At 63.7% G+C, this 20,484-nt stretch carries 22 protein-coding genes; 6 read left to right on the forward strand and 16 right to left on the reverse strand.

What is annotated here, in order from left to right:
- Positions 1-167: 167 nt before the first annotated feature.
- The 4 genes from RFN28_RS04635 to RFN28_RS04650 all read right to left on the reverse strand — a co-directional run bounded on the left by RFN28_RS04635 (position 168) and on the right by RFN28_RS04650 (position 3,340).
- Positions 168-779, reverse strand: a complete 612-nt coding sequence (locus tag RFN28_RS04635) for a LysE family translocator (protein ID WP_320286201.1) — start codon at positions 777-779, stop codon at positions 168-170.
- Positions 776-1,054 (reverse strand): DUF4031 domain-containing protein, encoded by a 279-nt coding sequence (locus RFN28_RS04640; RefSeq protein ID WP_320286202.1) that lies wholly within the window; start codon positions 1,052-1,054, stop codon positions 776-778. Before RFN28_RS04640 ends, RFN28_RS04635 begins: the two co-directional genes overlap by 4 nt.
- A gap of 62 nt (positions 1,055-1,116) precedes the next feature.
- Positions 1,117-2,412, reverse strand: coding sequence for a lysophospholipid acyltransferase family protein (locus tag RFN28_RS04645; RefSeq protein WP_320286203.1), 1,296 nt, complete (start codon positions 2,410-2,412; stop codon positions 1,117-1,119).
- Positions 2,413-2,509: 97 nt separating this feature from the next.
- A complete protein-coding gene (locus tag RFN28_RS04650) occupies positions 2,510-3,340 on the reverse strand; it encodes a cell envelope integrity EipB family protein (protein ID WP_320286204.1) in 831 nt (276 codons plus the stop codon).
- Between the two features lie 138 nt (positions 3,341-3,478).
- Between RFN28_RS04650 and RFN28_RS04655 the strand changes: the two genes are divergently transcribed.
- From RFN28_RS04655 to RFN28_RS04670, 4 genes are all read left to right on the forward strand, one after another.
- Positions 3,479-3,943: a RidA family protein gene (locus tag RFN28_RS04655; protein WP_320286205.1), complete on the forward strand. Its 465-nt coding sequence runs from the start codon at positions 3,479-3,481 to the stop codon at positions 3,941-3,943.
- Positions 3,944-3,954: 11 nt separating this feature from the next.
- Positions 3,955-4,683, forward strand: coding sequence for a glycerophosphodiester phosphodiesterase (locus RFN28_RS04660; RefSeq protein WP_320286206.1), 729 nt, complete (start codon positions 3,955-3,957; stop codon positions 4,681-4,683).
- A gap of 54 nt (positions 4,684-4,737) precedes the next feature.
- The gene (locus tag RFN28_RS04665) at positions 4,738-5,952 is read left to right on the forward strand and encodes a GNAT family N-acetyltransferase (protein WP_320286207.1); all 1,215 of its coding nucleotides are present in this window, start codon (positions 4,738-4,740) and stop codon (positions 5,950-5,952) included.
- A gap of 303 nt (positions 5,953-6,255) precedes the next feature.
- Positions 6,256-6,684 (forward strand): HIT family protein, encoded by a 429-nt coding sequence (locus tag RFN28_RS04670; RefSeq protein ID WP_320286208.1) that lies wholly within the window; start codon positions 6,256-6,258, stop codon positions 6,682-6,684.
- 14 nt (positions 6,685-6,698) lie between these two features.
- On the opposite strand, the gene RFN28_RS04675 is transcribed toward RFN28_RS04670, so the two are convergent.
- The 4 genes from RFN28_RS04675 to RFN28_RS04690 form a co-directional block, all read right to left on the reverse strand.
- Positions 6,699-7,325 (reverse strand): chloramphenicol phosphotransferase CPT family protein, encoded by a 627-nt coding sequence (locus RFN28_RS04675; protein ID WP_320286209.1) that lies wholly within the window; start codon positions 7,323-7,325, stop codon positions 6,699-6,701.
- Between the two features lie 228 nt (positions 7,326-7,553).
- Positions 7,554-10,019: an ATP-dependent Clp protease ATP-binding subunit ClpA gene (gene clpA / locus RFN28_RS04680; protein ID WP_320286210.1), complete on the reverse strand. Its 2,466-nt coding sequence runs from the start codon at positions 10,017-10,019 to the stop codon at positions 7,554-7,556.
- 6 nt (positions 10,020-10,025) lie between these two features.
- Positions 10,026-10,352 (reverse strand): ATP-dependent Clp protease adapter ClpS, encoded by a 327-nt coding sequence (gene clpS, locus RFN28_RS04685; RefSeq protein ID WP_040972327.1) that lies wholly within the window; start codon positions 10,350-10,352, stop codon positions 10,026-10,028.
- A 277-nt stretch (positions 10,353-10,629) separates the two neighbouring features.
- Complete coding sequence (locus RFN28_RS04690) at positions 10,630-10,959, reverse strand: phasin family protein (protein WP_320286211.1); 330 nt, start codon at positions 10,957-10,959, stop codon at positions 10,630-10,632.
- Positions 10,960-11,247: 288 nt separating this feature from the next.
- Here RFN28_RS04690 and RFN28_RS04695 point away from each other — a divergent pair, with 288 nt between their 5' ends.
- Positions 11,248-12,699 (forward strand): SPOR domain-containing protein, encoded by a 1,452-nt coding sequence (locus RFN28_RS04695; protein WP_320286212.1) that lies wholly within the window; start codon positions 11,248-11,250, stop codon positions 12,697-12,699.
- Between the two features lie 42 nt (positions 12,700-12,741).
- Here RFN28_RS04695 and RFN28_RS04700 read toward each other — a convergent pair whose 3' ends face one another.
- The 3 genes from RFN28_RS04700 to RFN28_RS04710 all read right to left on the reverse strand — a co-directional run bounded on the left by RFN28_RS04700 (position 12,742) and on the right by RFN28_RS04710 (position 15,545).
- Positions 12,742-13,440, reverse strand: coding sequence for a J domain-containing protein (locus RFN28_RS04700; protein WP_320286213.1), 699 nt, complete (start codon positions 13,438-13,440; stop codon positions 12,742-12,744).
- Between the two features lie 119 nt (positions 13,441-13,559).
- Complete coding sequence (locus tag RFN28_RS04705; RefSeq protein ID WP_320286214.1) at positions 13,560-13,997, reverse strand: DUF1489 family protein; 438 nt, start codon at positions 13,995-13,997, stop codon at positions 13,560-13,562.
- A 144-nt stretch (positions 13,998-14,141) separates the two neighbouring features.
- The gene (locus tag RFN28_RS04710) at positions 14,142-15,545 is read right to left on the reverse strand and encodes an L-serine ammonia-lyase (protein ID WP_320286215.1); all 1,404 of its coding nucleotides are present in this window, start codon (positions 15,543-15,545) and stop codon (positions 14,142-14,144) included.
- 164 nt (positions 15,546-15,709) lie between these two features.
- On the opposite strand from RFN28_RS04710, the gene RFN28_RS04715 reads away from it, so the two are divergent.
- Positions 15,710-16,429, forward strand: coding sequence for a DUF599 domain-containing protein (locus RFN28_RS04715; RefSeq protein WP_320286216.1), 720 nt, complete (start codon positions 15,710-15,712; stop codon positions 16,427-16,429).
- On the opposite strand, the gene RFN28_RS04720 is transcribed toward RFN28_RS04715, so the two are convergent.
- From RFN28_RS04720 to RFN28_RS04740, 5 genes are all read right to left on the reverse strand, one after another.
- Positions 16,402-17,199 (reverse strand): YdcF family protein, encoded by a 798-nt coding sequence (locus RFN28_RS04720; protein WP_320286217.1) that lies wholly within the window; start codon positions 17,197-17,199, stop codon positions 16,402-16,404. The two genes, RFN28_RS04715 and RFN28_RS04720, sit on opposite strands and share 28 nt — an antisense overlap.
- A gap of 30 nt (positions 17,200-17,229) precedes the next feature.
- Positions 17,230-18,795 (reverse strand): amidase, encoded by a 1,566-nt coding sequence (locus tag RFN28_RS04725; RefSeq protein WP_320286218.1) that lies wholly within the window; start codon positions 18,793-18,795, stop codon positions 17,230-17,232.
- On the reverse strand, positions 18,795-19,253 hold the full coding sequence (locus RFN28_RS04730; protein WP_320286219.1) for a GNAT family N-acetyltransferase: 459 nt from the start codon (positions 19,251-19,253) through the stop codon (positions 18,795-18,797). The genes RFN28_RS04725 and RFN28_RS04730 overlap by 1 nt, the downstream gene beginning before the upstream one ends.
- 6 nt (positions 19,254-19,259) lie before the next feature.
- Positions 19,260-19,547, reverse strand: coding sequence for an Asp-tRNA(Asn)/Glu-tRNA(Gln) amidotransferase subunit GatC (gene gatC / locus RFN28_RS04735; protein ID WP_320286220.1), 288 nt, complete (start codon positions 19,545-19,547; stop codon positions 19,260-19,262).
- A gap of 224 nt (positions 19,548-19,771) precedes the next feature.
- Positions 19,772-20,479: a metal-dependent hydrolase gene (locus tag RFN28_RS04740; RefSeq protein ID WP_320286221.1), complete on the reverse strand. Its 708-nt coding sequence runs from the start codon at positions 20,477-20,479 to the stop codon at positions 19,772-19,774.
- Positions 20,480-20,484: the final 5 nt, after the last annotated feature.

Consider the following 20,484-nt stretch of genomic DNA (forward strand, 5'->3'; position numbering starts at 1 on the left):
TCCTTTCCGGTTGGCCTCCACGGACACAGGCATTTCGGACGGATGTCCTGATGCCACCGGAGGTTTCAGCCGGATTTCTCCCGGGCAGACACCAAAGTCCGTGTGTGGAATGAGCGCGCATATAGAGGGGAAGCGCCATAAAGGCAAGCGCCCCGGTGCCTTGCTGGTCAGCGTGCGACGATCAGCGCACCGGTGCCGATCATCGCGCCGCCGGCGAACCTATTCATCAAGCGCATACGCCGCGGATTCCCGAACCAGCCCGAAGCCCGCCCGGCAAGTGCCGCGTAGATCCCCATGGTGACGATGTTGACGCCGATCACGACCATGACCACCAGCAGCCCGTCGGCAAAGGTCATGGCGTCGAGGTCGAGGATCAGCGGCATAATCGAGGCATGGAAAAGGATCGCCTTTGGATTACCGAGCGCGATCGAGGCCCCGAGGAAAAACGATCGGAAGAGCCCTGCCTGGGCCGTGCGCACCCCGTCTTCATGGGCAGCGGCCGACCGCCACATCCTGATGCCGAGAAAGACCAGATAGGCGGCGCCCGCATATTTCAGCGCAAGGAATACCCATTCGAAGGTCTGTGCCAGTGCCACGAGACCCAACAGCGCCAGCGTCACCAGCACCGCGTCGCCGGCGGCGACGCCGACGCCGGCCGTCAAGGCGCGGACGAACCCACGCGAGACTCCATTGGTGATGACGGTGAACATGGCGGGGCCAGGCGTGGCGGCGGCGAGCGTTATCGCCCCGCAGTAAGCCACAAATGCCGTTAGCGTCATGGTCTTATTTTCCCGTTCGGCACCCGCACGCGGCGGAAGATCGCGACGATCTCCTCGCGGCTGCATTCGATGGCGCCGAGCCGCACGGCTCGGTCGCGCTCGAAGCCGGTTATGTCATAATGCGGCGCCGAAGTCTTGGGCGGTCCCTGATAGGACGAGCGCTTGACGCCAAGCTCGGCGGCGAAGCGGTGCAACTCGTCGGTGTCGTCGGCGAGCAGATGGCACCAGCGATGGCCGGCCCATTTCCAGATCGCCGCATCGACATAGACAGCCATCGGGCTTGCCGCACTCCAACCGACATGGGCGGCCCGTCTACGGTCTCCAGGCCAACCTCAAGTCAGCGATGATAGAAGGGATTCGGATAGGAAATGAAGCCGCCGGCGGCTTCGATTTCGGTCACGATCCTCGTCACGGCGTCCTGCATGCGTGACCGCAGCACGGCGAGCGCCTCGTCGACCGAACCGTCATAGGCATTGAGCCCCAGGGGCTCGGGCACGCGGATATGAGCGCGGCGCGGTCCCGCTGGCTGCGGGATGAAGCGATTGAACGTGTCGCGCAATGTGCCTTTGCAATAGTCGTTGCGGATGCGCTTCAGATGCTCGGCGATCTCCTCCTGCGTGATCGCCTGATTGGCAAAGGCCCAAGGGCCGACGCGCTGGATGCGCTGAATCGTTTCCGCCAGTTTTCGCACGCGCTTCGGCTCCTCGGCACCAGCGCTGGCCTCGCGCAGCCAGCGGCGTGAGCGCCGCAGCATCTCGCCCAGGTCGAGGCCGGCATCGGCCGCAATGCCTTCGGCAAGCCGATGGCCAAGCTCGGCCAGCATGCGTTTCTGGCGTACGGCATAAGGAGCGCCCTCCTCTGCCGTTAGGCCGCAGGCCTGCTCGTCGCGGGACAGCAAGATCGAATAGATGCGGTAAACGCGTTCCGGCAGCGAACTCGCGACCGAGCTGTCAATCTTGAGGCTTCTCTCGACATAGGCGCATTCCTTGGCGAGCGCCCGCTCGATATTGCCGGTGAAGGCGAGCTTCCACACGACCGGAACGACCCAGGCCCTAAAATCCTTGTTCGTCTCGCGCCCGCGCTTCAGCGCCTCGAGACCCATCTCCACCGCGCCGGGAAGCAATGGCCCGACATAATTGCCATGCCAGCCGACGCCGCCTTCCGGGTGGAGCAGCACACCATGGCCTTGGAGCGCCCAGTCGACCGAATGCGCCTTGGCGGCTTCACTGTTGCCGGGGATCTGCGCGATCAGGTTGTTGGCAAGCCAGAATTTCTGCATCAGCCGGCCGAGGCCGTTCACCACGCCATGCGTTGCCCATGAGGCGGCAAGCGGACTGACGCGCGAGACGATCTCCTTATCGATCATCCAGTCGGTGAAGAATTCGGGATGGTTGGGCGCGATGAATGTCGCCTGTCCCGCGCCGCAGCAGGCCTTCAGCCGTCGCTGGTCGGCGGCGGGAAAGTCGATATGGCGGACATTGGAAACGCCGCGCAGGCCGGCGAGACGATTGAAGGGCAGCAGGTCGCGAAAGCCTGGAACCCCGTGCAGCATGACGATCCGGTTGACGACCGTCATTGCCTTGATCAGCGCCGGATTGGGTCGCGGCGCCACGAACACGTCGATCCTGCCCAAGCTATCTCCCCCGAAATAACTCAGGGAAAGCTGGGACTGGATTGCGGCGCCTTCAAGTCAGGCTGCCCGGACAGACTGCGTCGTGGTTAACCCGCTACTATTTCGAAGCCGGGCAAGGCTTGGCCTGGTCGAACAGCGACAGGTTCACCAGCTTGCCGGTCATCGAGAAGTCGCCATAGTCCATGACGAGATCGCGGGTGATGCCGTTCTCATGCAGCTTGAAGCTGATCCGGTATTCCGGCACTTCCTCGCCGCTTTTGTCGGTATCGTCGAAATAGGCGATGTCGACCGGCCAGTATTTCTCGGTGGCGAGCTTGGCGAGCGCCGGCGCCTCTGGGTCCGACTTGTCGGCCTCGGTCTTCTTGCCGACGACCACGGTGGTCGTCATCACCTTGTTGGCATCCTCGGAGCCGTCGAACAGATTGGTCTGATAGAAGCTCTCGCCCTTTTCGGCCTTGCCAATCAGCTCGACGAGATGTTGCGTGGGGAACTGCGTGGCGGTGAGCTCCAGCGTGCTCCTCTCGGGCTTGTCGATGTCGACCTTGAGGCCCTTGGGCTCCCTGGTCGCCATACCCTTGACCTCCTTGTCAAGGTTCTGGTCGACGAAGGATTTCGTCACGAAGGAGAAGGTCTTGCCTTCGGCGTCCTCGAACGTCGTCGTCTGCTGGTCGGTCAGCCTGGTGTTGTCGTTGGTGACGATCTGGGTGACGAAGCGGAACTTGACCGTGTAGCCTTCGCAGGGCGAGCCGTTGAACTCATACACCATCCGGCCGGAAATGCCGGTGATGCCGGAGCGGTCGGACGCCTTGTTGAGAGTAAGGTCATAGACGGCGCGGTGCGCCTGCAGCGCGGGCACGGCAAAGGCCGGAGCCATCGGGATGGCCGTCGACAGGAGAGCGGCGGTAAGGAAAAGGCGCGTCACGCGCATGAAGTTCTCCGATCGTCACGGCCGATGGCAGGCCGCAGGGAAAGATGGTCCAGCTTAAAAAAAGTCATGGCGGAAGCGAGGCAAAAATAGCAATTTCGGCCCGGCCAACGCGGCGCCTTCCAGCAATAGGGAAAACCAATGAGCGAAACAATCGAAAAGCGGCTAAGCGATCTCGGCGTCACCCTTCCGGGCGCCGCCGCACCCGCCGCCAACTATGTGCCCTACTGCCGGACCGGCAACACGCTATTCACCGCCGGCCAGCTGCCGCTCAAGGACGGCAAGCTGCAGGCGAGCGGGCTACTCGGCCGTGACATCGACACCGCTGCGGGCAAGGAAGGCGCGAAATTCTGCGCCATCAACATCCTGGCGCAGGCCAAGGCAGCACTCGGCGATCTCGAAAAAATCCGCCGGCTGGTCAAGATCACCGTCTTCGTCGCCTCGGCGCCGGACTTTGTCGAGCAGCACCTGGTCGCCAACGGCGCTTCCGATTTCCTGGTCGCCGTGCTCGGCGAACGCGGCAAGCATGCCCGTTCCGCCGTCGGCACCACCTCGCTGCCGCTCAACGCCGCGGTCGAAATCGAAGCGATCTTCGAAGTCGAGTGAACGGGCCTGACATGACCGATCTTTCCTGGCTGATTGCCCGCCCGGTCGCCCATCGCGGCCTTCATGATATGAACAAGACGCGCTGGGAGAACACGCTGTCGGCCTTCGCGGCGGCGGTCGAGCGCGGCTACGCGATCGAATGCGACGTGCACATCTCGTCCGACGGAGTTCCGGTGATCATTCATGACGGCGATCTGAAGCGCCTGACCGGCGAGAACGGCTTCGTCTGGCAGCGCACCGCGGCCGAGCTCACGGCGCTTAAGGTAGGCGGCACCAAGGACCATCTGCCGACGCTGCAGCAAGCGCTCGACCTGATCGACGGCCGTGTGCCGCTGGTGGTCGAGCTGAAAGGCATTCCCGGCCATGACAAAGGGCTGGTGGCGGGCGTCGGCAGGCTGCTCAAGCGCTACAAGGGCAAGGTGGCGATCATGTCGTTCGACCACTGGCTGATCCGCGACTTCGCCAAGGATGCGCCCGGCATCCCTGGCGGGCTGACCGCCTATGGCAAGGACAACCAGCTGATCGAAGCGCATTTCGCCATGCTGGCGCATGACCTTGCCTTCACGTCCTATGCCGCTGGCGATTTGCCCAACCCGTTCGTCAGCTTCGTGCGCGAAAAGCTCAAGATGCCGGTCATCACCTGGACCGTTCAGGATCAGCCCGCGGTCGACCTCACCTTCAAATATGCCGACCAGATGACCTTCGAGGGCTTCGAGCCCGATCTGGTCAAGGTCGCCTGAGGCGGTGTCCGAAACGTGACTTGTAGCTGCCCTGAGGACGCTTAAATAAGCCGCATGGATCAGGGTGAAAACGAGGATGGACGGGAAACGAACGCGGCCTATGCGATCCGCGTCGCGGCGGGCATAGGCGCGTTCACCTGCGAGGAATGGAACGGCTTCGCCGGAACCACGCGCGGCGATGAAGAAAGCGGCTACAACCCGCTCGTTTCATTCGCTTTTCTAAGCGCGCTTGAAGACTCCGGCTGCGCCGTGCGGCGCACCGGCTGGCAGGGCCATCACCTGAGGCTCGAGGATGCGCAAGGCAGGCTGCTGGGTGCAGTGCCCTGCTATCTCAAATCGCACAGCCAGGGCGAGTATGTTTTCGATCACGGCTGGTCGGACGCGTTCGAACGCGCCGGCGGACGCTATTACCCCAAGCTGCAATGCTCGGTGCCGTTCACGCCGGTTACCGGCCCCCGCCTGCTGGTCGGCAAAGGCGAGGACGCCGGCGCGGTTAAGGCCGGCCTCGCCGCCGGTCTCAAGATGGTGACCGACAAGCTTGGCGTTTCCTCCGCGCATGTCACCTTCGCGACCGACACCGATATCGCCACGCTGGAGGCGGCGGGTTTCCTGCACCGCACTGATCAGCAGTTCCATTTCTTCAACGAAGGCTTCTCCAGCTATGACGACTTCCTCGCCACGCTTGCCTCGCGCAAGCGCAAGGCGATGAAGAAGGAGCGGCGCGAGGCGTTGGCGGACGGCATCAGCATCGACTGGCTGACCGGCAAGGATATCACCGAACGCGCCTGGGACGATTTCTTCGCCTTCTACATGGATACCGGCGGCAGGAAATGGGGTCGTCCTTACCTGAACCGCCAGTTCTTCTCGCTGATCGGCGAGCGCATGGCCGACGATATCCTGCTGGTGATGGCCAGACGCAATGGTCGCTACATTGCGGGCGCCATCAACTTCATCGGGTCGGACGCGCTCTATGGCCGCAACTGGGGCTGCATCGAGGACCACCCTTTCTTGCATTTCGAGGTTTGCTATCACCAGGCGATCGACTTCGCGATCGAGCGCAAGCTGAAGGTGGTGGAAGCGGGCGCGCAAGGCGAGCACAAGCTGGCGCGCGGCTATCAGCCGGTGACCATGCATTCGGCGCACTACATTGCGCACGCCGGCCTGCGCAATGCTGTCGCCGACTATCTGCGCCGCGAGCGACGCGAGGTGGAGCGGATGGGCGAGTATCTCGAAGAGCACACGCCTTTCCGCAAGGATCTCAAGGAATAGGTCGGCGTATCCTGCGATCATTGCGGCCATGGCCGACCGCTACCTGATCGTCTTCCGCTCGAGGGCGGCGCATCGGGTTTCAAGTTCCAATTGCTGACGCAGGCCCGAGCGCATCTTTCGGCCTTCGTCGCTTCCGTGCTCGGCGCCGGACCGTCGCGGCGGCCTGCCTTTTGTCGACATAGACGCGGTGACCGACCCGCATTTCGCGCCGAGGCATATATCGCAAGCGATCCGTTTGAGCACCTTGCCGCTCACAGGCGGCTTCGCTACATCGGGTGATGAGTGCAATCCGGAGTGCCCGCCATGGCCGAAGCCTACGATCCCGGCAACATCTTCGCCAAAATCCTGCGCGGCGAGATTCCGTCGCAGCGAGTCTATGAGGACGACGCGGTTGTTGCCTTCATGGATGTGATGCCGCAGGGGGTCGGCCACACGCTCGTGATGCCGAGGGCGCCGTCGCGCAATATCCTCGACGCCGACCCGGCAACCTTCGGTCCGCTGTTTGCCGTGGTGCAGAAGATAGCGGTGGCCGTGAAGAAAGCCTTCAACGCCGACGGCGTCACCCTGATGCAGTTCAACGAGCCGGCTTCCGGGCAGACCGTCTTCCACCTCCATGTCCACGTCATCCCGCGCTTCGAGGGCGTGCCGCTCAAGCCGCATTCCGGACAGATGGAGAAGCCGGAGGTGCTGGCCGAAAACGCAGCCAAGATCCGGGCGGCGCTCGGAAGCTGATCCGCACCGCGGGCTCAGCCGGCCTGCAACTGCGCCAGCGTGGCGAAGGTCGTCGGCTCCGGTCCGGTAATCAGCCGCTGCCGGATCGCTTCGGCGCAATCGTCAGGGCTCAGCCGCGACGTGTCGATTTCCAGGTCGTAGATGCCGGGCTTGTGCACCTCTCCCTGCCACAGGCGCACAGGCCGCGGCATCGGATCCTCGTCCGATCCGGTCACATATGTTCCGTCCGCCGCACCGGCGTTGCGCCTTTGCATGATCACTTCGATCGGGCAGCGAACGCCGACGAATAGCACCGGCAGGCCTGCAAGGCGCCGGGCGCATTCGGAAAGGATGCCGAGCGGCCTCGAATAGGCATCGTGGTGACCGACATCGGCGACGACACTCAGCCCCAGCCGGCTGTTGGCAGCGATGGATTCGTGGAGCGCGGCGTAGAGACGCGGTACATGGGTCTCGAGGTCGGGACGCTCTCCGCCGGGGCGCAGGCCAATGCCCGGACGCAATCGCGGCGGCGTGACTTGCGCATAGGCGTCGACGCCGAGATTGACCCAAACGCCATCGAACATCTCCTGAATGGCGGCGGCGATGCTCGACTTTCCGGATCGCGGCGCGCCGTTGAGAATGACGATTTGTCCAGCAGTCATGCGCCAAAGCAATTCCAGGAAAGGTGCGTGGCGGTTTTCCGTCCGCAATTGCGCAAAGCAAATCTAGAGCATGATCCCGAAAAGTGGAATCCGGTTTTCGGAAAAGATCATGCTCAAACAAAGGGATAGAGCCCATCCCGATTTCATCGGGATGGAACAGGCTCTATCTCTCTTCCAATGAAAAAGCCCCGTTGCCGGGGCTTTTTTGCAATTCCAGGCAGGGGCCGATCAGCTTTTGCGGGGCAGTTGCGGCACCAGGCTGCGCTTGCCGCCGTCCTTGCCCTTCGGCTCCGGCTTGTGCGCCGCCGCCTTCTTGGCGGCGGGCTTCTTCGCCGCCGCCTTCCTCGACTTCGGAGCGTCTTCCGGCTCTTCCTTCTTCGGCTTCACCGGAGCTTCGTCGGCGAGCGATTCGAGCTTCAGGCCGGTCTCGCCGGTTTCCTTCCTCTCGACGGTGACGCGCACCGTGCCGCCCTTCTTCAGCTTGCCGAACAGCACCTCGTCGGCCAGCGGCTTCTTGATGTGCTCCTGGATGACGCGACCGAGCGGACGCGCGCCCATGCGCTCGTCATAGCCCTTGTCTGCCAGCCAGGCGATCGCATCCGACGACAGATCGAAGGTGACGCCACGCTCGGAGAGCTGGGCCTCCAGTTGCATGACGAACTTCTGCACCACCTGATGGATCACCGGCACCGGCAGCGAGCTGAACGGGATGATCGCATCGAGACGGTTGCGGAACTCCGGCGTAAACAGCCGGTTGATCGCTTCGACATCGTCGCCCTCGCGCTTGGTCGAGCCGAAGCCGATCGCCGCGCGCTGCGCGTCCGACGCGCCCGCATTGGTGGTCATGATCAAGATGACATTGCGGAAGTCGATCTGCTTGCCGTTGTGGTCAGTCAGCTTGCCGTGGTCCATCACCTGCAACAGGATGTTGAACAGGTCCGGATGCGCCTTCTCGACCTCGTCGAGCAAGAGCACGCAGTGCGGATGCTGGTCGACACCATCGGTCAGCAGGCCGCCCTGGTCGAAGCCGACATAGCCGGGAGGCGCGCCGATCAGCCGCGAGACGGTGTGGCGTTCCATATATTCCGACATGTCGAAGCGGATCAGCTCGACGCCGAGCGAGGCGGCAAGCTGCTTGGCGACTTCCGTCTTGCCGACGCCGGTCGGGCCCGAGAACAGGTAGGAGCCGATCGGCTTCTCCGGCTCGCGCAGGCCGGCGCGCGCCAGCTTGATCGCCGAGGTCAGCGCGGTGATCGCGGTGTCCTGACCGTAGACGACGCGCTTCAGCTCGACATCGAGGCCCTGCAGCACCTTCTCGTCGTCGGCCGAAACCGTCTTCGGCGGGATGCGCGCCATGGTGGCAATCGTCGCCTCGATCTCCTTGATGCCGATCGTCTTCTTGCGCTTGGCTTCCGGCACCAGCATCTGCGAGGCGCCGGTCTCGTCGATCACATCGATCGCCTTGTCCGGCAGCTTGCGGTCGCTGATGTAGCGGGCCGACAGCTCGACCGAGGCCTTGATCGCCTCGCTCGTGTAGCGGACCTTGTGGAACTCCTCGAAATAGGGCTTCAGACCCTTCATGATCTCGATGGCGTCCGCGATGGTCGGCTCGTTGACGTCGATCTTCTGGAAGCGCCGCACCAGCGCGCGGTCCTTCTCGAAGAACTGGCGGAACTCCTTGTAGGTGGTCGAGCCGATGCAGCGGATCGCGCCCGACGAGAGCGCCGGCTTCAAAAGGTTCGACGCATCCATGGCGCCGCCGGACGTGGCCCCTGCCCCGATCACGGTGTGGATCTCGTCGATGAACAGCACCGCGCCGGGATAGTCTTCGAGCTCCTTGACCACCTGCTTCAGCCGTTCCTCGAAGTCGCCGCGATAGCGGGTGCCGGCGAGAAGCGTGCCCATGTCGAGCGCGAAGATGGTGGCGTCCTGCAGCACTTCGGGCACATCGCCTTCGACGATGCGCTTGGCCAGACCCTCGGCGATCGCCGTCTTACCGACGCCGGGGTCGCCGACATAAAGCGGATTGTTCTTGGAGCGGCGGCACAGCACCTGGATGGTGCGGTTGATCTCGCTCTCGCGGCCGATCAGCGGATCGATCTTGCCGGCCTTGGCCTTGTTGTTGAGGTTGATGCAGTAGGCCGTCAGCGCGTCCTGCGGCTTCTTCTTGCCGCCGTCCTCCTGCGGCTCGGCGCCGTTCTGGCCGCCCTGCTCGTCCTCGGCGCCGCGCGGGGTGCGCGTCTCCGAAGCGCCGGGGCGCTTGGCAATGCCGTGCGAGATGTAGTTGACCGCGTCGTAGCGGGTCATCTGCTGTTCCTGCAGGAAATAGGCGGCGTGGCTCTCGCGCTCGGCGAAGATGGCGACGAGCACGTTGGCGCCGGAGACCTCCTCGCGGCCGGACGACTGCACATGGATGACGGCGCGCTGGATGACGCGCTGAAACCCGGCGGTCGGCTTGGAATCCTCGTCGTAACCGGTAACGAGGTTGTCGAGCTCGGTGTCGATATAGGTGAGGACGGTGTGCTTGAGCTCGTCGAGGTCGACATTGCAGGCGCGCATGACGGCGGCCGCCTCGGTGTCGTCGATCAGCGCGAGCAGCAGGTGTTCGAGCGTTGCATATTCATGGTGTCGTTCGTTGGCGAATGTCAGCGCCTGATGTAGCGCCTTTTCCAGGCCTTGGGAGAAAGCCGGCATGTTACCTCACTTCTTCTCCATCACGCATTGCAGCGGATGCTGATTCTGTCGGGCGAAATCCATGACCTGAGACACTTTGGTCTCGGCCACCTCGAATGTGTACACCCCGCACTCGCCCACTCCATGATTGTGAACATGCAGCATGATGCGTGTGGCGGCCTCGCGATCCTTCTGGAAAAAGCGCTCCAGGACGTGAACCACGAACTCCATTGGAGTGTAGTCGTCGTTGAGGATGAGGACCCTGTAGAGGCTGGGCTTCTTGGTCTTGGTTTTGGTGCGCGTGATGACCGCGGTGCCGCGACCGGGGTCGTTTCGGTCGCCGTCACTTTGCATTCGCACCACGCCCGCCGTGGCAGTCAAACCGATCGTCACGTAGTCCTGCCTTTTCGAATCCTCATGCGAGTTCAACATGTAGGTCTTCGATGAACGATTTTAAGCCCTTCTGTTTAGCTGACAATATGGCTAGGTGGCCAAACTTCAGCGAATTTCTCAATCGTGAATGCGGCAAAGCCCGGGCGGTTGCGGCCGCGCATGAAAAAACCCGGCCGCGCTTGCGCGACCGGGTCCTTTCTGCAGGCCGGCTGGCCGTGTCGGATGTGATCCGACGAAATTACTTCGCCTTGGCGACGACCGATTCGAAGGGCTTGTAGGCTTCCTTGGCGAGCTCGGCATAGAGGTTGCCGATCTTGCTGGCCTCGGCCACGAAGCTCTCGTAGCTCTGCTTGGCGTAGTCGGTCTGGATCTCGATGGCCTTCTCGATCGACTTGGCCGAGAACAGCTTCTCGAAGGCGGCGCTGCCGGCCTCGAAGCTCTTCTTGGTGTATTCGCCGGCCTCGGTGGCGATCGCCTGCGCGCCCTTGGTGAGCGAGGCGAAGCTCTTCAGCCCGGTGTCGGCAAACTCCTTGCCGAATTTCGTGAAGTCCTCATAGGTCTGGGTCATTTCACACTTCCCTTGGTTTGAAACGCCCATTAGCCCCGGGCGCCCTTGTGCAATGCACCTCAATATATTGTGCACTGCACAAAAGTCAAGACTCCCTTGAGCCGCAAGGGGTCTGGACAGCAGCAGCGGCTAAAATTCGAATAAACAGAGGCTCAAATCGCCGGAAAATGGTGAACGGCGCGGTTACCATAAACGGATTGGTAACGCTGACCGCGATAGCTTGGCCGGAAGTGAGGCAGGCACTCCCTCAGCCGCCTCCGGGGCAACGAAAATTCAGGGTAAATAGCGGTGCGTCAGGCGTTGTCGGGCTTCGTCTCCAGATCTTCATTCACTTTCAAGGCAATCATGATCGCCGCGCTCGCGGTGACGATTGCCGCCGCCGATGTCGCCTCGGCTTTTGCCGCGAAGTCCGCGGCCATCGTCGTCGATGCCAAGACCGGCAAGGTTCTCTATTCCGCCGACGCCAACGGCCGGCGCTATCCCGCCTCGCTCACCAAGATGATGACGCTCTACCTCACCTTCGAGGCGCTGGCGAAGGGCAGGATCAGCAAGAACACGCCGGTACCGTTTTCGGCCCATGCGGCGGCAATGCCGGCGACCAAGCTCGGCGTTCGCGCCGGCGGCTCGGTGTCGGTCGAGACCGCGATCCTGTCGATGGTGACGAAGTCGGCCAACGACTCGGCGGCCGCGCTGGGCGAACTGCTCGGCGGCAGTGAAGACAATTTCGCCCGCATGATGACGGCCAAGGCGCGCCAGCTCGGCATGAACGGCACCGTCTTCCGCAACGCCAACGGCCTGCCGGACCCCGGTCAGTTCACCACCGCGCATGACATGGCGATGCTCGGCATCGCGCTCCGCGAGCATTTCCCGCAGTATTACGGCTATTTCTCGCAGCGCTCATTCCTTTACGGCCGCCAACGCATCAACGGCCATAACCGCCTGCTCGGCCGCATCAAGGGCGTCGACGGCATCAAGACTGGCTACACGCGCGCTTCCGGCTACAACCTGGTTTCCTCCGTCGCCGATGGCGACCGTCGTCTCGTCGCCGTGGTGATGGGCGGCGCTTCCGGCCGCAGCCGCGACAACCAGATGGCCTCGCTGATCAACACCTATCTGCCGCGCACCTCGACCCGCGGCGGCGGCAATCTGATCGCCAAGGCGGGCGGCGATAGCCCGATCTCCTTGGCAAAGGTCTTCCTGCCGAAGCATGACGCCCCGACCCCGGATGAAAAGCCGGCTGTCGACGATACCGCCGTCGCCTCGGCCGACGACAGCGCTCCGGTCGCCGAGGAGACCAAGCCGGTGATCCAGGTCAGGAAGGTGAAGACGGTTGCGGTGGCCGCCATGGCTCCGGCGCCCGTGCCACAGGAAACAACATCACAGACCGAGACCCCGCCACAGACCGAAACCACATCCCAGACCGTCGCCGCCTACGCCGAGCCGGCTCCGGCCGCTGCGCCGGCCGTCGATCCGGTCAAGACCTCGTCGGTGCCTTCTGGATGGGTGGTGCAGGTCGCCTCCTCGCCCACGCAGTCGGGAGCTCAGGCCCTCCTCGACAAGACGAGCAAGCAGGCCCCGAAGGTCCTGGCGGACGCCGAGGGCTTCACGGTCGCGTTCGATAAGGGCGGCGTCACTTACTACCGCGCCCGCTTCGGCGGGTTTGGGTCGAAGGACGCCGCCTGGAAGGCCTGCGATGCCCTGAAGCGAAAGAAAATCTCGTGCTACGCCGTCCAGCAATAGGCGGCTTTTGAAATCTCCCGGAAGGTTCAGCGTCGAAGGAGACTAGTCGTGATTGGAGAGCAAGACGTCCTTGGCTTCATTGATTCGCGCCGCCAGGACAGAGGTGCCGCCGACATCGGCGTTCAGGCGCTGCATCAGGCGGCGGTGCGCCTTGCGGATATCCGCCGCGGCAGCCCCCGCTTCAAGACCAAGGATCTTGTAGGCCTCCTCCTTAGTCATGGCGCCCGCACCTGGCGCAACACCCAGCCCTTCGCCACTGTCCGGCTGCGCGTCCTTGCGCCAGACGGGAAAACGGCCGTCAAGATACGTCTCTAAGAGCTGGCGGCTCTCCGGGTCGGGGCGCAGCTCGGCATAGAGCTGCTGCAGGTCCGCGATCCCCATTGCGCCGAGCATCTTGCCTTCATAGCGGCCGGCCAGAACGAACCCATCGAGCTTGCCGCTGCCGTTGTCGAGGTCCATTTCGAGAGCAGCGGTGCGCACGGTCGGGCGCCTGGCCTCGACAGTTTTCGCCGGCGGCCGTCTCGCCCTCATCCAGGCATACCAGCCAGCCGCCGCTACCATCAGCAGGCCGCCGATGCCGCTGCGGCCGACCACGAGCATCGCCGCGCCGATCAGGCCCAGCAGCGCAGGTCCAAGCGTCCTGAGATTGTCCGCCATCCTGGCGGCGTCGGCGCGCACGAAGATTGTGGCGGCGCCGAAAAGCACCAGCAGCAGGGCCGCCAACGCGATGATCACGCCCATCGGTTTGCATCATCCGGATGATTGCGCCTGTAATCAGGATGGGGTGCAGTTGCCGTGCTTGCAAGTCCCACATTGGACGAGCAGAGAGGCCAGTGGCCAAGTGACAGTGCGGTGCTGAGTTAGAGCAGGCCGAGCTCGGCAAGCTCCATTCGCAGTTTCGGCGGCATCTCGGCCAGAGCGGCCTTGCCCTTTCCGAGATCGGCCGGAGCGTCGGAAGGCTTGAGATAGCGCCAGCCCTGGAAGGCGCGGCGCGGCTGCCAATCGGTGCGCACCACTTCGGGATCGAGGACCAGATGGCAGCGGCCGATGCCCTCGCCGTCGACGAAAGGCCGGATCTCGGTGATCAGCTGCCGACACTGCACGTTGCCCTTGATCACCCAATAAAGCGAGCCGCCGTCGGTGATCTCGTCGCCGCGCGTCGGCACCATGCGCGTGGTGTGCCAGTGCTCGGCCGGCTCGCCGGCGCGGCGGCGCTCGTCGAGACGGAAGGCAATCCACTCTTCCAGATCCTCGACGCTGCCGCAGCCGACACAGAGCTTGATGAGATTGAGAGACATGCCTGCAATCTAGCGATTGCCACCAAGGCGTTCAACGCCGGGCGAGGTTATGCACAGGCCGATGCCTGCCCGATTATGAGGCCAGGGCGGCCGTCTCGATTGCCTCGGCAACCCGAATGCACTGGTGAGAAAAACGTAGCATCTTCAGCACTCGACGACGTTGACGGCCAACCCGCCGAGGCTGGTTTCCTTGTACTTCTCGTTCATGTCGAGGCCGGTCTGGCGCATGGTTTCGATCGCAGCATCGAGCGGCACGAAATGCGTGCCGTCGCCCTTGATGGCGAGCGAGGCGGCGGTGACCGCTTTGACCGCGCCGAGCGCATTGCGCTCGATGCACGGCACCTGCACGAGGCCGCCGACCGGATCGCAGGTCATGCCGAGATGGTGCTCCAGCGCGATCTCGGCGGCATTCTCGACCTGCTCCGGCGTGCCGCCCATGACGGCGCAAAGGCCCGCCGCCGCCATCGCCGAGGCGGAGCCCACTTCGCCCTGGCAGCCGACCTCGGCGCCGGAAATCGAGGCGTTGGACTTGATGATGCCGCCGACGGCCGCAGCCGTCAGCAGGAAGTCGCGGATGCTCGGCTGGTCGGCTTCCGGATGAAAATGCAGCCAGTAGCGCAGCACCGCCGGCAGCGTTCCGGCGGCACCGTTGGTCGGGGCCGTCACCACGCGTCCGCCGGCGGCGTTCTCCTCGTTGACCGCCATGGCGTAGATCGACAGCCAGTCATTGGCGAGCAAGGGATTGGGCCGGTTCTGCTGCCACTGTTCCTGCAGCTTGTCGTGCAACTGGCGCGCGCGGCGACGTACTTTCAGCCCGCCCGGCATGACGCCGTCCTGCGATAGGCCACGATCGATGCAGCCCTTCATGGCGCTCCAGATCGCGTCGAGGCCGGCGTCGAGCTCTTCGCGCGACATGTGCTTTTCCTCGTTGGCGCGCTTCATCTCGGCGATCGAAAGCCCGCTCTTGGCCGCCATCTTCAGCATCTCGACGGCGTTCTTGAAGGGGTACGGCACCTTCTTGCCTTCCGTCGTCACGGAACCCTTGGCCTTCATGCGTTGCAATTCTTCCTCGGAAACGACGAAGCCGCCGCCGATCGAATAATAGATGCGCTTCAGCAGCAGCCTGTCGGATGCGTCATAGGCATAGAACGCCATGCCGTTGGCGTGGCCGGTCAGCGGCGTTTTGCGGTCGAGGACGAGGTCGCTGGCGGGATCGAAGCGATAGGTCGGATGTCCGGGCGGCGAAATTCGCTTCTCCGCTCCGATTCGGGCAACGATGCCATCCGCCGCATCCGGATCGACCGTCTGCGGCAGCTCGCCGGCAAGGCCGAGGATGACGGCGCGGTCCGAGCCGTGGCCGATGCCGGTATAGGCGAGCGAGCCGTGCAGGCTGGCGCCGATTCGATCGACCTTGACGCCGGCAGGGCGCGGCCAGTCGCCGGCGAAGATCTCGTCGAGGAAGCGGCGCGCGGCCGTCATCGGCCCCATCGTATGCGAGCTCGATGGGCCGATGCCGATCTTGAACAGGTCAAAAACCGAAAGGAACACGGGGCTGTCGTCTCCTGAAGCCTGCCGAAAATCTACATATAGGAATTTGCTACGATGTTTCCGCTGTTTTGCGTGTCGCGTCGCAGCGTCAGCCGACCTTGTTTGCTCCGCCAGCGACATCGAGATGCGTCGAAGCGCCACCCGGGCCGTGGTAAAAGGCAGGCATGGGCGATTCCATCCATCTTTCGGCGGCCGATCTGGTGGCGCTGGCCTTCTTCCTGGTCGTCTGGGTGCTGCACACGCTCGCCTCGGACGGCAAGCTCGTCAGCCGCGTGTCGCTGACGACCGCGATGAACGCCCAGCGCGAGGCCTGGATGCGCAACATGGCGGAGCGCGAGGTGCGCATCGTCGACACCGCCATCATGAACGGCCTGCAGCAAGGCACCGCCTTCTTCGCTTCGAGCTCGCTGATCGCGCTCGGCGGCTGCTTCGCCCTGCTCGGCGCTTCCGATCGCGTGCTCCAGGTGCTGGCCGACCTGCCGTTTGGCGCGGCCTCGTCGCGCGAAGCCTTCCAGACCAAGGTGTTCGGCCTGGTGCTGATCCTCGCCTTCGCCTTCTTCAAGTTCGGCTGGGCCTATCGGCTGTTCAACTACTGCTCGATCCTCATCGGCGCCGTGCCGATCCCGCACGGCGCAGCCTCGCGCAATCCCGTCAGCGAGGCGGCAGTGTGGCGCGCGACCCGCATGAACGTGCTTGCCGGTAAGCACTTCAATTCCGGCCTGCGAGCCGTCTTCTTCTCGATCGGCTATCTCGGCTGGTTCGTCGACCCGGTGGTGTTCGTGCTTTCGACGCTGGTGCTGCTTGCCGTGCTGGTTCGGCGCCAGTTCTTCTCGGCGGCGCGGCAAGCGGTGCTCGGTCAGCCGCCCGGTGCCGGGAAAGGCTGATCGATGCGGCCTGAAAGCCAATAGGCGAAAAGCCCGATCCATTCGCGGATCGCCATTGTCGTCGCCTGCAGCGCGTCGGCCGGGTTGTCGCGGTAAAAGCCGATGCCTTCGCGGCCTGATGTGCGGTAGTCAACCGGCCACGGAACCGTCGGGAAGCCCGCCTTGTCGAACAGTGCCTTGGCGCGCGGCATATGGAAGGCAGACGTCACCAGCAGCCATGTCTCGGCGGGCTTCGGTTCAACCAGCCGCCGGGAGAAGACGGCATTCTCATAGGTGTTGCGCGACTTGTTCTCGAGAACCAGGCGATCCGCTGAAACACCCAGGGCGGTGAGCAACCGCGGCGCGGTGTCGGCATCGCCCTCGCCGTCGAGGAAAAGCTCGCCATTGCCGCCGGAGACGACCACCTTCGCTTGTGGGAAGCGCCGGGCGAGGATCGCCGTCTCTACCATGCGGTCGCCGCCGCTGTTCAGCTCGTAGCCGCCGCGCGCGAGGTTGATGGCGCCCTCGAAGCCGCCGCCGAGCACGACGATGCCGTCCACCTTCTGCGGCATCGGCGGCTTGGGGAAGCGCTCTTCCAATGGATTGAGCATCATCGCGCCAAGCGAGGTCCAGGCCGAAAGGGCAAGGATCAGGAAGGCGAGCACACTGCCGCTGGCAGCGAGCCGCCGGCGGCCGAAGAGCGCCGCCAGCAAGCCGGCAAGCAGCAGGAAGATCGCCAGGTTGAGCGGCTGGATGAAGAACCAGAGGATCTTGGAACGATAGTAGAACATCCCTCACCCCCTTTCAGATGAGGGATGATCCTACCACCACTTTTCCGGCTGGAACCTGCCCGCCGCCTGCTCGATGACATGCGCGGTCTGGAACAGCGTTTCCTCATCGAACGGCCGTCCTATGAGCTGCAGGCCGAGCGGCAGACCCTTGCCGTCGAGGCCGGCGGGCACCGAAATGCCGGGCAGGCCGGCCATGTTCACAGTCACGGTGAAGATGTCGTTGAGATACATTTTCACCGGATCGGAGGCCATGTCCTCGTCGGCGACGCCGAAAGCGGCCGACGGCGTCGCAGGCGTCAGGATGACGTCGACGCCGGCGGCAAAGACATTCTCGAAGTCGCGCTTGATCAGCGTGCGCACCTTCTGCGCCTGCAGGTAGTAGGCGTCGTAATAACCGGCCGACAGCACATAGGTGCCGATCATGATGCGGCGCTTGACCTCGCGGCCGAAACCGGCGGCGCGTGTCTTCTCATACATATCGACGATGTCCTTGCCGGGCACGCGCAACCCGTAGCGCACGCCGTCATAGCGGGCGAGGTTGGACGAGGCTTCGGCGGGCGCCACGATGTAATAGGCCGGCAGCGCGTATTTGGTATGCGGCAGCGAGATGTCCACGATATCCGCGCCGGCGTCCTTCAGCCAGGCAATACCCTTCTGCCACAGCGCCTCGATGTCTTCCGGCATGCCGTCGACGCGGTATTCCTTCGGAATGCCGACCTTCATGCCCCTGATCGGCTTGCCGATCACCGCTTCGTAATCCGGCACCGGCCGGTCGACCGAGGTCGTGTCCTTCGGGTCGGACGACGCCATCGACTTCAACAGGATCGCGGCGTCGCGCACGTCGCGCGCAATCGGCCCGGCCTGGTCGAGCGAGGAAGCGAAAGCAACCACGCCCCAGCGCGAGCAGCGGCCGTAGGTCGGCTTGATGCCGACCGTGCCGGTGAAGGCGGCGGGCTGGCGGATCGAGCCGCCGGTATCGGTCGCGGTGGCGCCGGCGCAGAGGAAGGCCGCGACAGCCGAAGCCGATCCGCCAGAAGAGCCACCGGGCACTAGTTGGGCATTGTCCAAGGTACGCGCGGTCTTTGCGCCGCCGGCCGAGACGAAGCCGCCGTCACCCTGATGCGTCGTCGGCATTACCACAGTGTCGAGGCGCGAACGCCGCCAGGGGTTGATGACCGGGCCGTAATAGGACGTCTCGTTGGACGAGCCCATGGCGAACTCGTCCATGTTGAGCTTGCCGAGCATGACGGCGCCGTCAGCCCAGAGATTGGCGGTGACGGTCGATTCGTAGCGCGGCTTGAAGCCGTCCAGCACGTGGCTGCAGGCCTGGGTGTGAACGCCTTCGGTGGCGAACAGGTCCTTGATGCCGAGCGGAATGCCTTCGAGCGCCCCGCCCTCGCCCAGGGCAAGCTTGGCGTCGGACGCCTTGGCCATATCGCGCGCCTTGTCGGCGGTGACGGTGACATAGGCATTGAGCACTGGATTGGCGCGCTCGATCGCCGAGAGGTAGGCTTCCGTGATCTCGGCGGCAGAGATTTCCTTGCCGCGCAGCTTGGCGCGGGCCTCGGAAATGGTGAGATGTGTGAGGTCGCTCATCAGGCAAGGCTCTTTTCGTAAAACACCGACCACGTGGAGTCGGGATAATCCAGCACCGGTCCGCAACGCGAGAATCCGGCGCGCTCATAGACGGTCCAGGCGGCGGGATGGCGGTCGCCGGTTTCGAGAACCAGGCGTGTCAGCCCCTCCTGCCGCGCCAGCGCCTCGACCCGTTGGACGATCTGCGCGCCGATCTTCTGGCCGCGATGCGAGGGCCGCGTGTACATGCGCTTGACCTCGCCGACCTCGCCGTCGTGGCGTTTCAGTGCGCCGCAGCCGACGGCAAGGCCATTTTCGCGAGCAATGAACACGGTAGTGTCCTTGCCGGCCATCTGCTCGACGGTCAGATGGTAGCAATGTTCAGGCGGCGTCAGCTCGAGCAGCGTTGCGTTGAGCTCCGCGATGAGCGCACGCACGTCGTCCTGCAAGGGCGTCTCGACGGCGATCTCAACGGCCATCGTGGCCTACTCCACAACCTTGGGAACGAGGAAGAAGTTCTCGTCCGTGGCCGGCGCGTTGGCGACAATGTCGGCCGCCTTGTTACCGTCGGCGACGATGTCCTGGCGCTTCTTCATCTCCATCGGCGTGACCGAGGTCATTGGCTCGACGCCGGTCACGTCGACCTCGTTCAGTTGCTCGACGAAGCCGAGGATGGCGTTCAGCTCGCCGGTCATGCGTTCGGCATCCTCCTCGCTCACCGCAATGCGGGCAAGGTGCGCGACGCGCTTCACGGTCTGAAGATCAACGGACATATCTATCGCCTCGGGAAAACCAGTGCGGGCTATAGCGGCGCCGCGCTTGCGGCGCAACATCGATCATGTTGAACCCAATCGACTGCGGATAGCTCCGGCGCCGCCTGGAGCATGTCTCCCGAAAGTGGGAACCGGTTTCGGAACAAAGACATGCGTAAAATCAAAAGCTCGCAGAGCATGGAGCGAATCTGAAAGATCGCGACGCGCTTTAGGGGAGCCCCGGCTCAGATCGTGATCGGCTTGCCGATCTCCGGCAACGCCACCTTGACGCCGGATCCTTCCATGCCGGCCACGAACTTGTCGGCGGTCTGGTCGATGATCGGAAAGGTGCCGAAATGGCAGGGAACGACCGTGTCGAAGCTGAAAAAGCGGCGGCAGGCAAGGGCCGCTACAGCGCCCCCCATGGTGAAGCGGTCGCCGATCGGCACGATGCCGATCTTCGGCTCGTGCAGCTCGTTGATCAGCCCCATGTCGGAAAAGATGTCGGTGTCGCCCATGTGGTAGAGCGTCTTGTCCTGCGGGAAATGCAGCACGAGTCCGCCCGGATTGCCGAGATAGGTGTTGGTGCCGCCCTGGCCGCCGAACGAGGAAGAGTGCAGCGCCTGGACGAAAGTGGTGGTGAAGGGACCGCAATCGACGGTGCCGCCGATATTGCCGGGATTGATCTTCTTGTCGCTGACGCCCTGGCCGACGAGATACATGCAGACCTCGAAATTGGCGATCAGCATGGCGCCGCTCTTCTTCAGCACCTCGATCGAACCGCTGACATGGTCGTTGTGGCCGTGGGTCAGGAGAACATGCGTCACTCCCTCCGCCGGCCCCTCCCAACCGCTCTTCCAGGACGGATTGCCGACCAGATACGGGTCGATGAGGATGGCGGCGTCCTTGGTCTCGATGCGGAATGCCGAATGGCCGTACCAGGTCAGTTTCATGAATG

The organism is Mesorhizobium album (assembly GCF_033977205.1).
GTDB classification, from domain to species: Bacteria; Pseudomonadota; Alphaproteobacteria; order Rhizobiales; family Rhizobiaceae; genus Mesorhizobium; species Mesorhizobium album.

Excerpts from the sequence above, each read along its gene's own strand:
- RFN28_RS04635 (WP_320286201.1), bottom strand. The coding sequence starts at position 779 with ATGACGCTAACGGCATTTGTGGCTTACTGCGGGGCGATAACGCTCGCC.
- RFN28_RS04650 (WP_320286204.1), bottom strand. The coding sequence starts at position 3,340 with ATGCGCGTGACGCGCCTTTTCCTTACCGCCGCTCTCCTGTCGACGGCC.
- RFN28_RS04690 (WP_320286211.1), bottom strand. The coding sequence starts at position 10,959 with ATGACCCAGACCTATGAGGACTTCACGAAATTCGGCAAGGAGTTTGCC.
- RFN28_RS04665 (WP_320286207.1), top strand. The coding sequence starts at position 4,738 with ATGGATCAGGGTGAAAACGAGGATGGACGGGAAACGAACGCGGCCTAT.
- RFN28_RS04725 (WP_320286218.1), bottom strand. The coding sequence starts at position 18,795 with ATGAGCGACCTCACACATCTCACCATTTCCGAGGCCCGCGCCAAGCTG.
- RFN28_RS04670 (WP_320286208.1), top strand. The coding sequence starts at position 6,256 with ATGGCCGAAGCCTACGATCCCGGCAACATCTTCGCCAAAATCCTGCGC.
- RFN28_RS04730 (WP_320286219.1), bottom strand. The coding sequence starts at position 19,253 with ATGGCCGTTGAGATCGCCGTCGAGACGCCCTTGCAGGACGACGTGCGT.
- clpA (WP_320286210.1), bottom strand. The coding sequence starts at position 10,019 with ATGCCGGCTTTCTCCCAAGGCCTGGAAAAGGCGCTACATCAGGCGCTG.
- RFN28_RS04720 (WP_320286217.1), bottom strand. The coding sequence starts at position 17,199 with ATGTTCTACTATCGTTCCAAGATCCTCTGGTTCTTCATCCAGCCGCTC.
- RFN28_RS04715 (WP_320286216.1), top strand. The coding sequence starts at position 15,710 with ATGGGCGATTCCATCCATCTTTCGGCGGCCGATCTGGTGGCGCTGGCC.
- RFN28_RS04655 (WP_320286205.1), top strand. The coding sequence starts at position 3,479 with ATGAGCGAAACAATCGAAAAGCGGCTAAGCGATCTCGGCGTCACCCTT.
- RFN28_RS04675 (WP_320286209.1), bottom strand. The coding sequence starts at position 7,325 with ATGACTGCTGGACAAATCGTCATTCTCAACGGCGCGCCGCGATCCGGA.
- RFN28_RS04705 (WP_320286214.1), bottom strand. The coding sequence starts at position 13,997 with ATGTCTCTCAATCTCATCAAGCTCTGTGTCGGCTGCGGCAGCGTCGAG.
- clpS (WP_040972327.1), bottom strand. The coding sequence starts at position 10,352 with ATGCAAAGTGACGGCGACCGAAACGACCCCGGTCGCGGCACCGCGGTC.
- gatC (WP_320286220.1), bottom strand. The coding sequence starts at position 19,547 with ATGTCCGTTGATCTTCAGACCGTGAAGCGCGTCGCGCACCTTGCCCGC.
- RFN28_RS04660 (WP_320286206.1), top strand. The coding sequence starts at position 3,955 with ATGACCGATCTTTCCTGGCTGATTGCCCGCCCGGTCGCCCATCGCGGC.
- RFN28_RS04740 (WP_320286221.1), bottom strand. The coding sequence starts at position 20,479 with ATGAAACTGACCTGGTACGGCCATTCGGCATTCCGCATCGAGACCAAG.
- RFN28_RS04640 (WP_320286202.1), bottom strand. The coding sequence starts at position 1,054 with ATGGCTGTCTATGTCGATGCGGCGATCTGGAAATGGGCCGGCCATCGC.
- RFN28_RS04700 (WP_320286213.1), bottom strand. The coding sequence starts at position 13,440 with ATGGGCGTGATCATCGCGTTGGCGGCCCTGCTGCTGGTGCTTTTCGGC.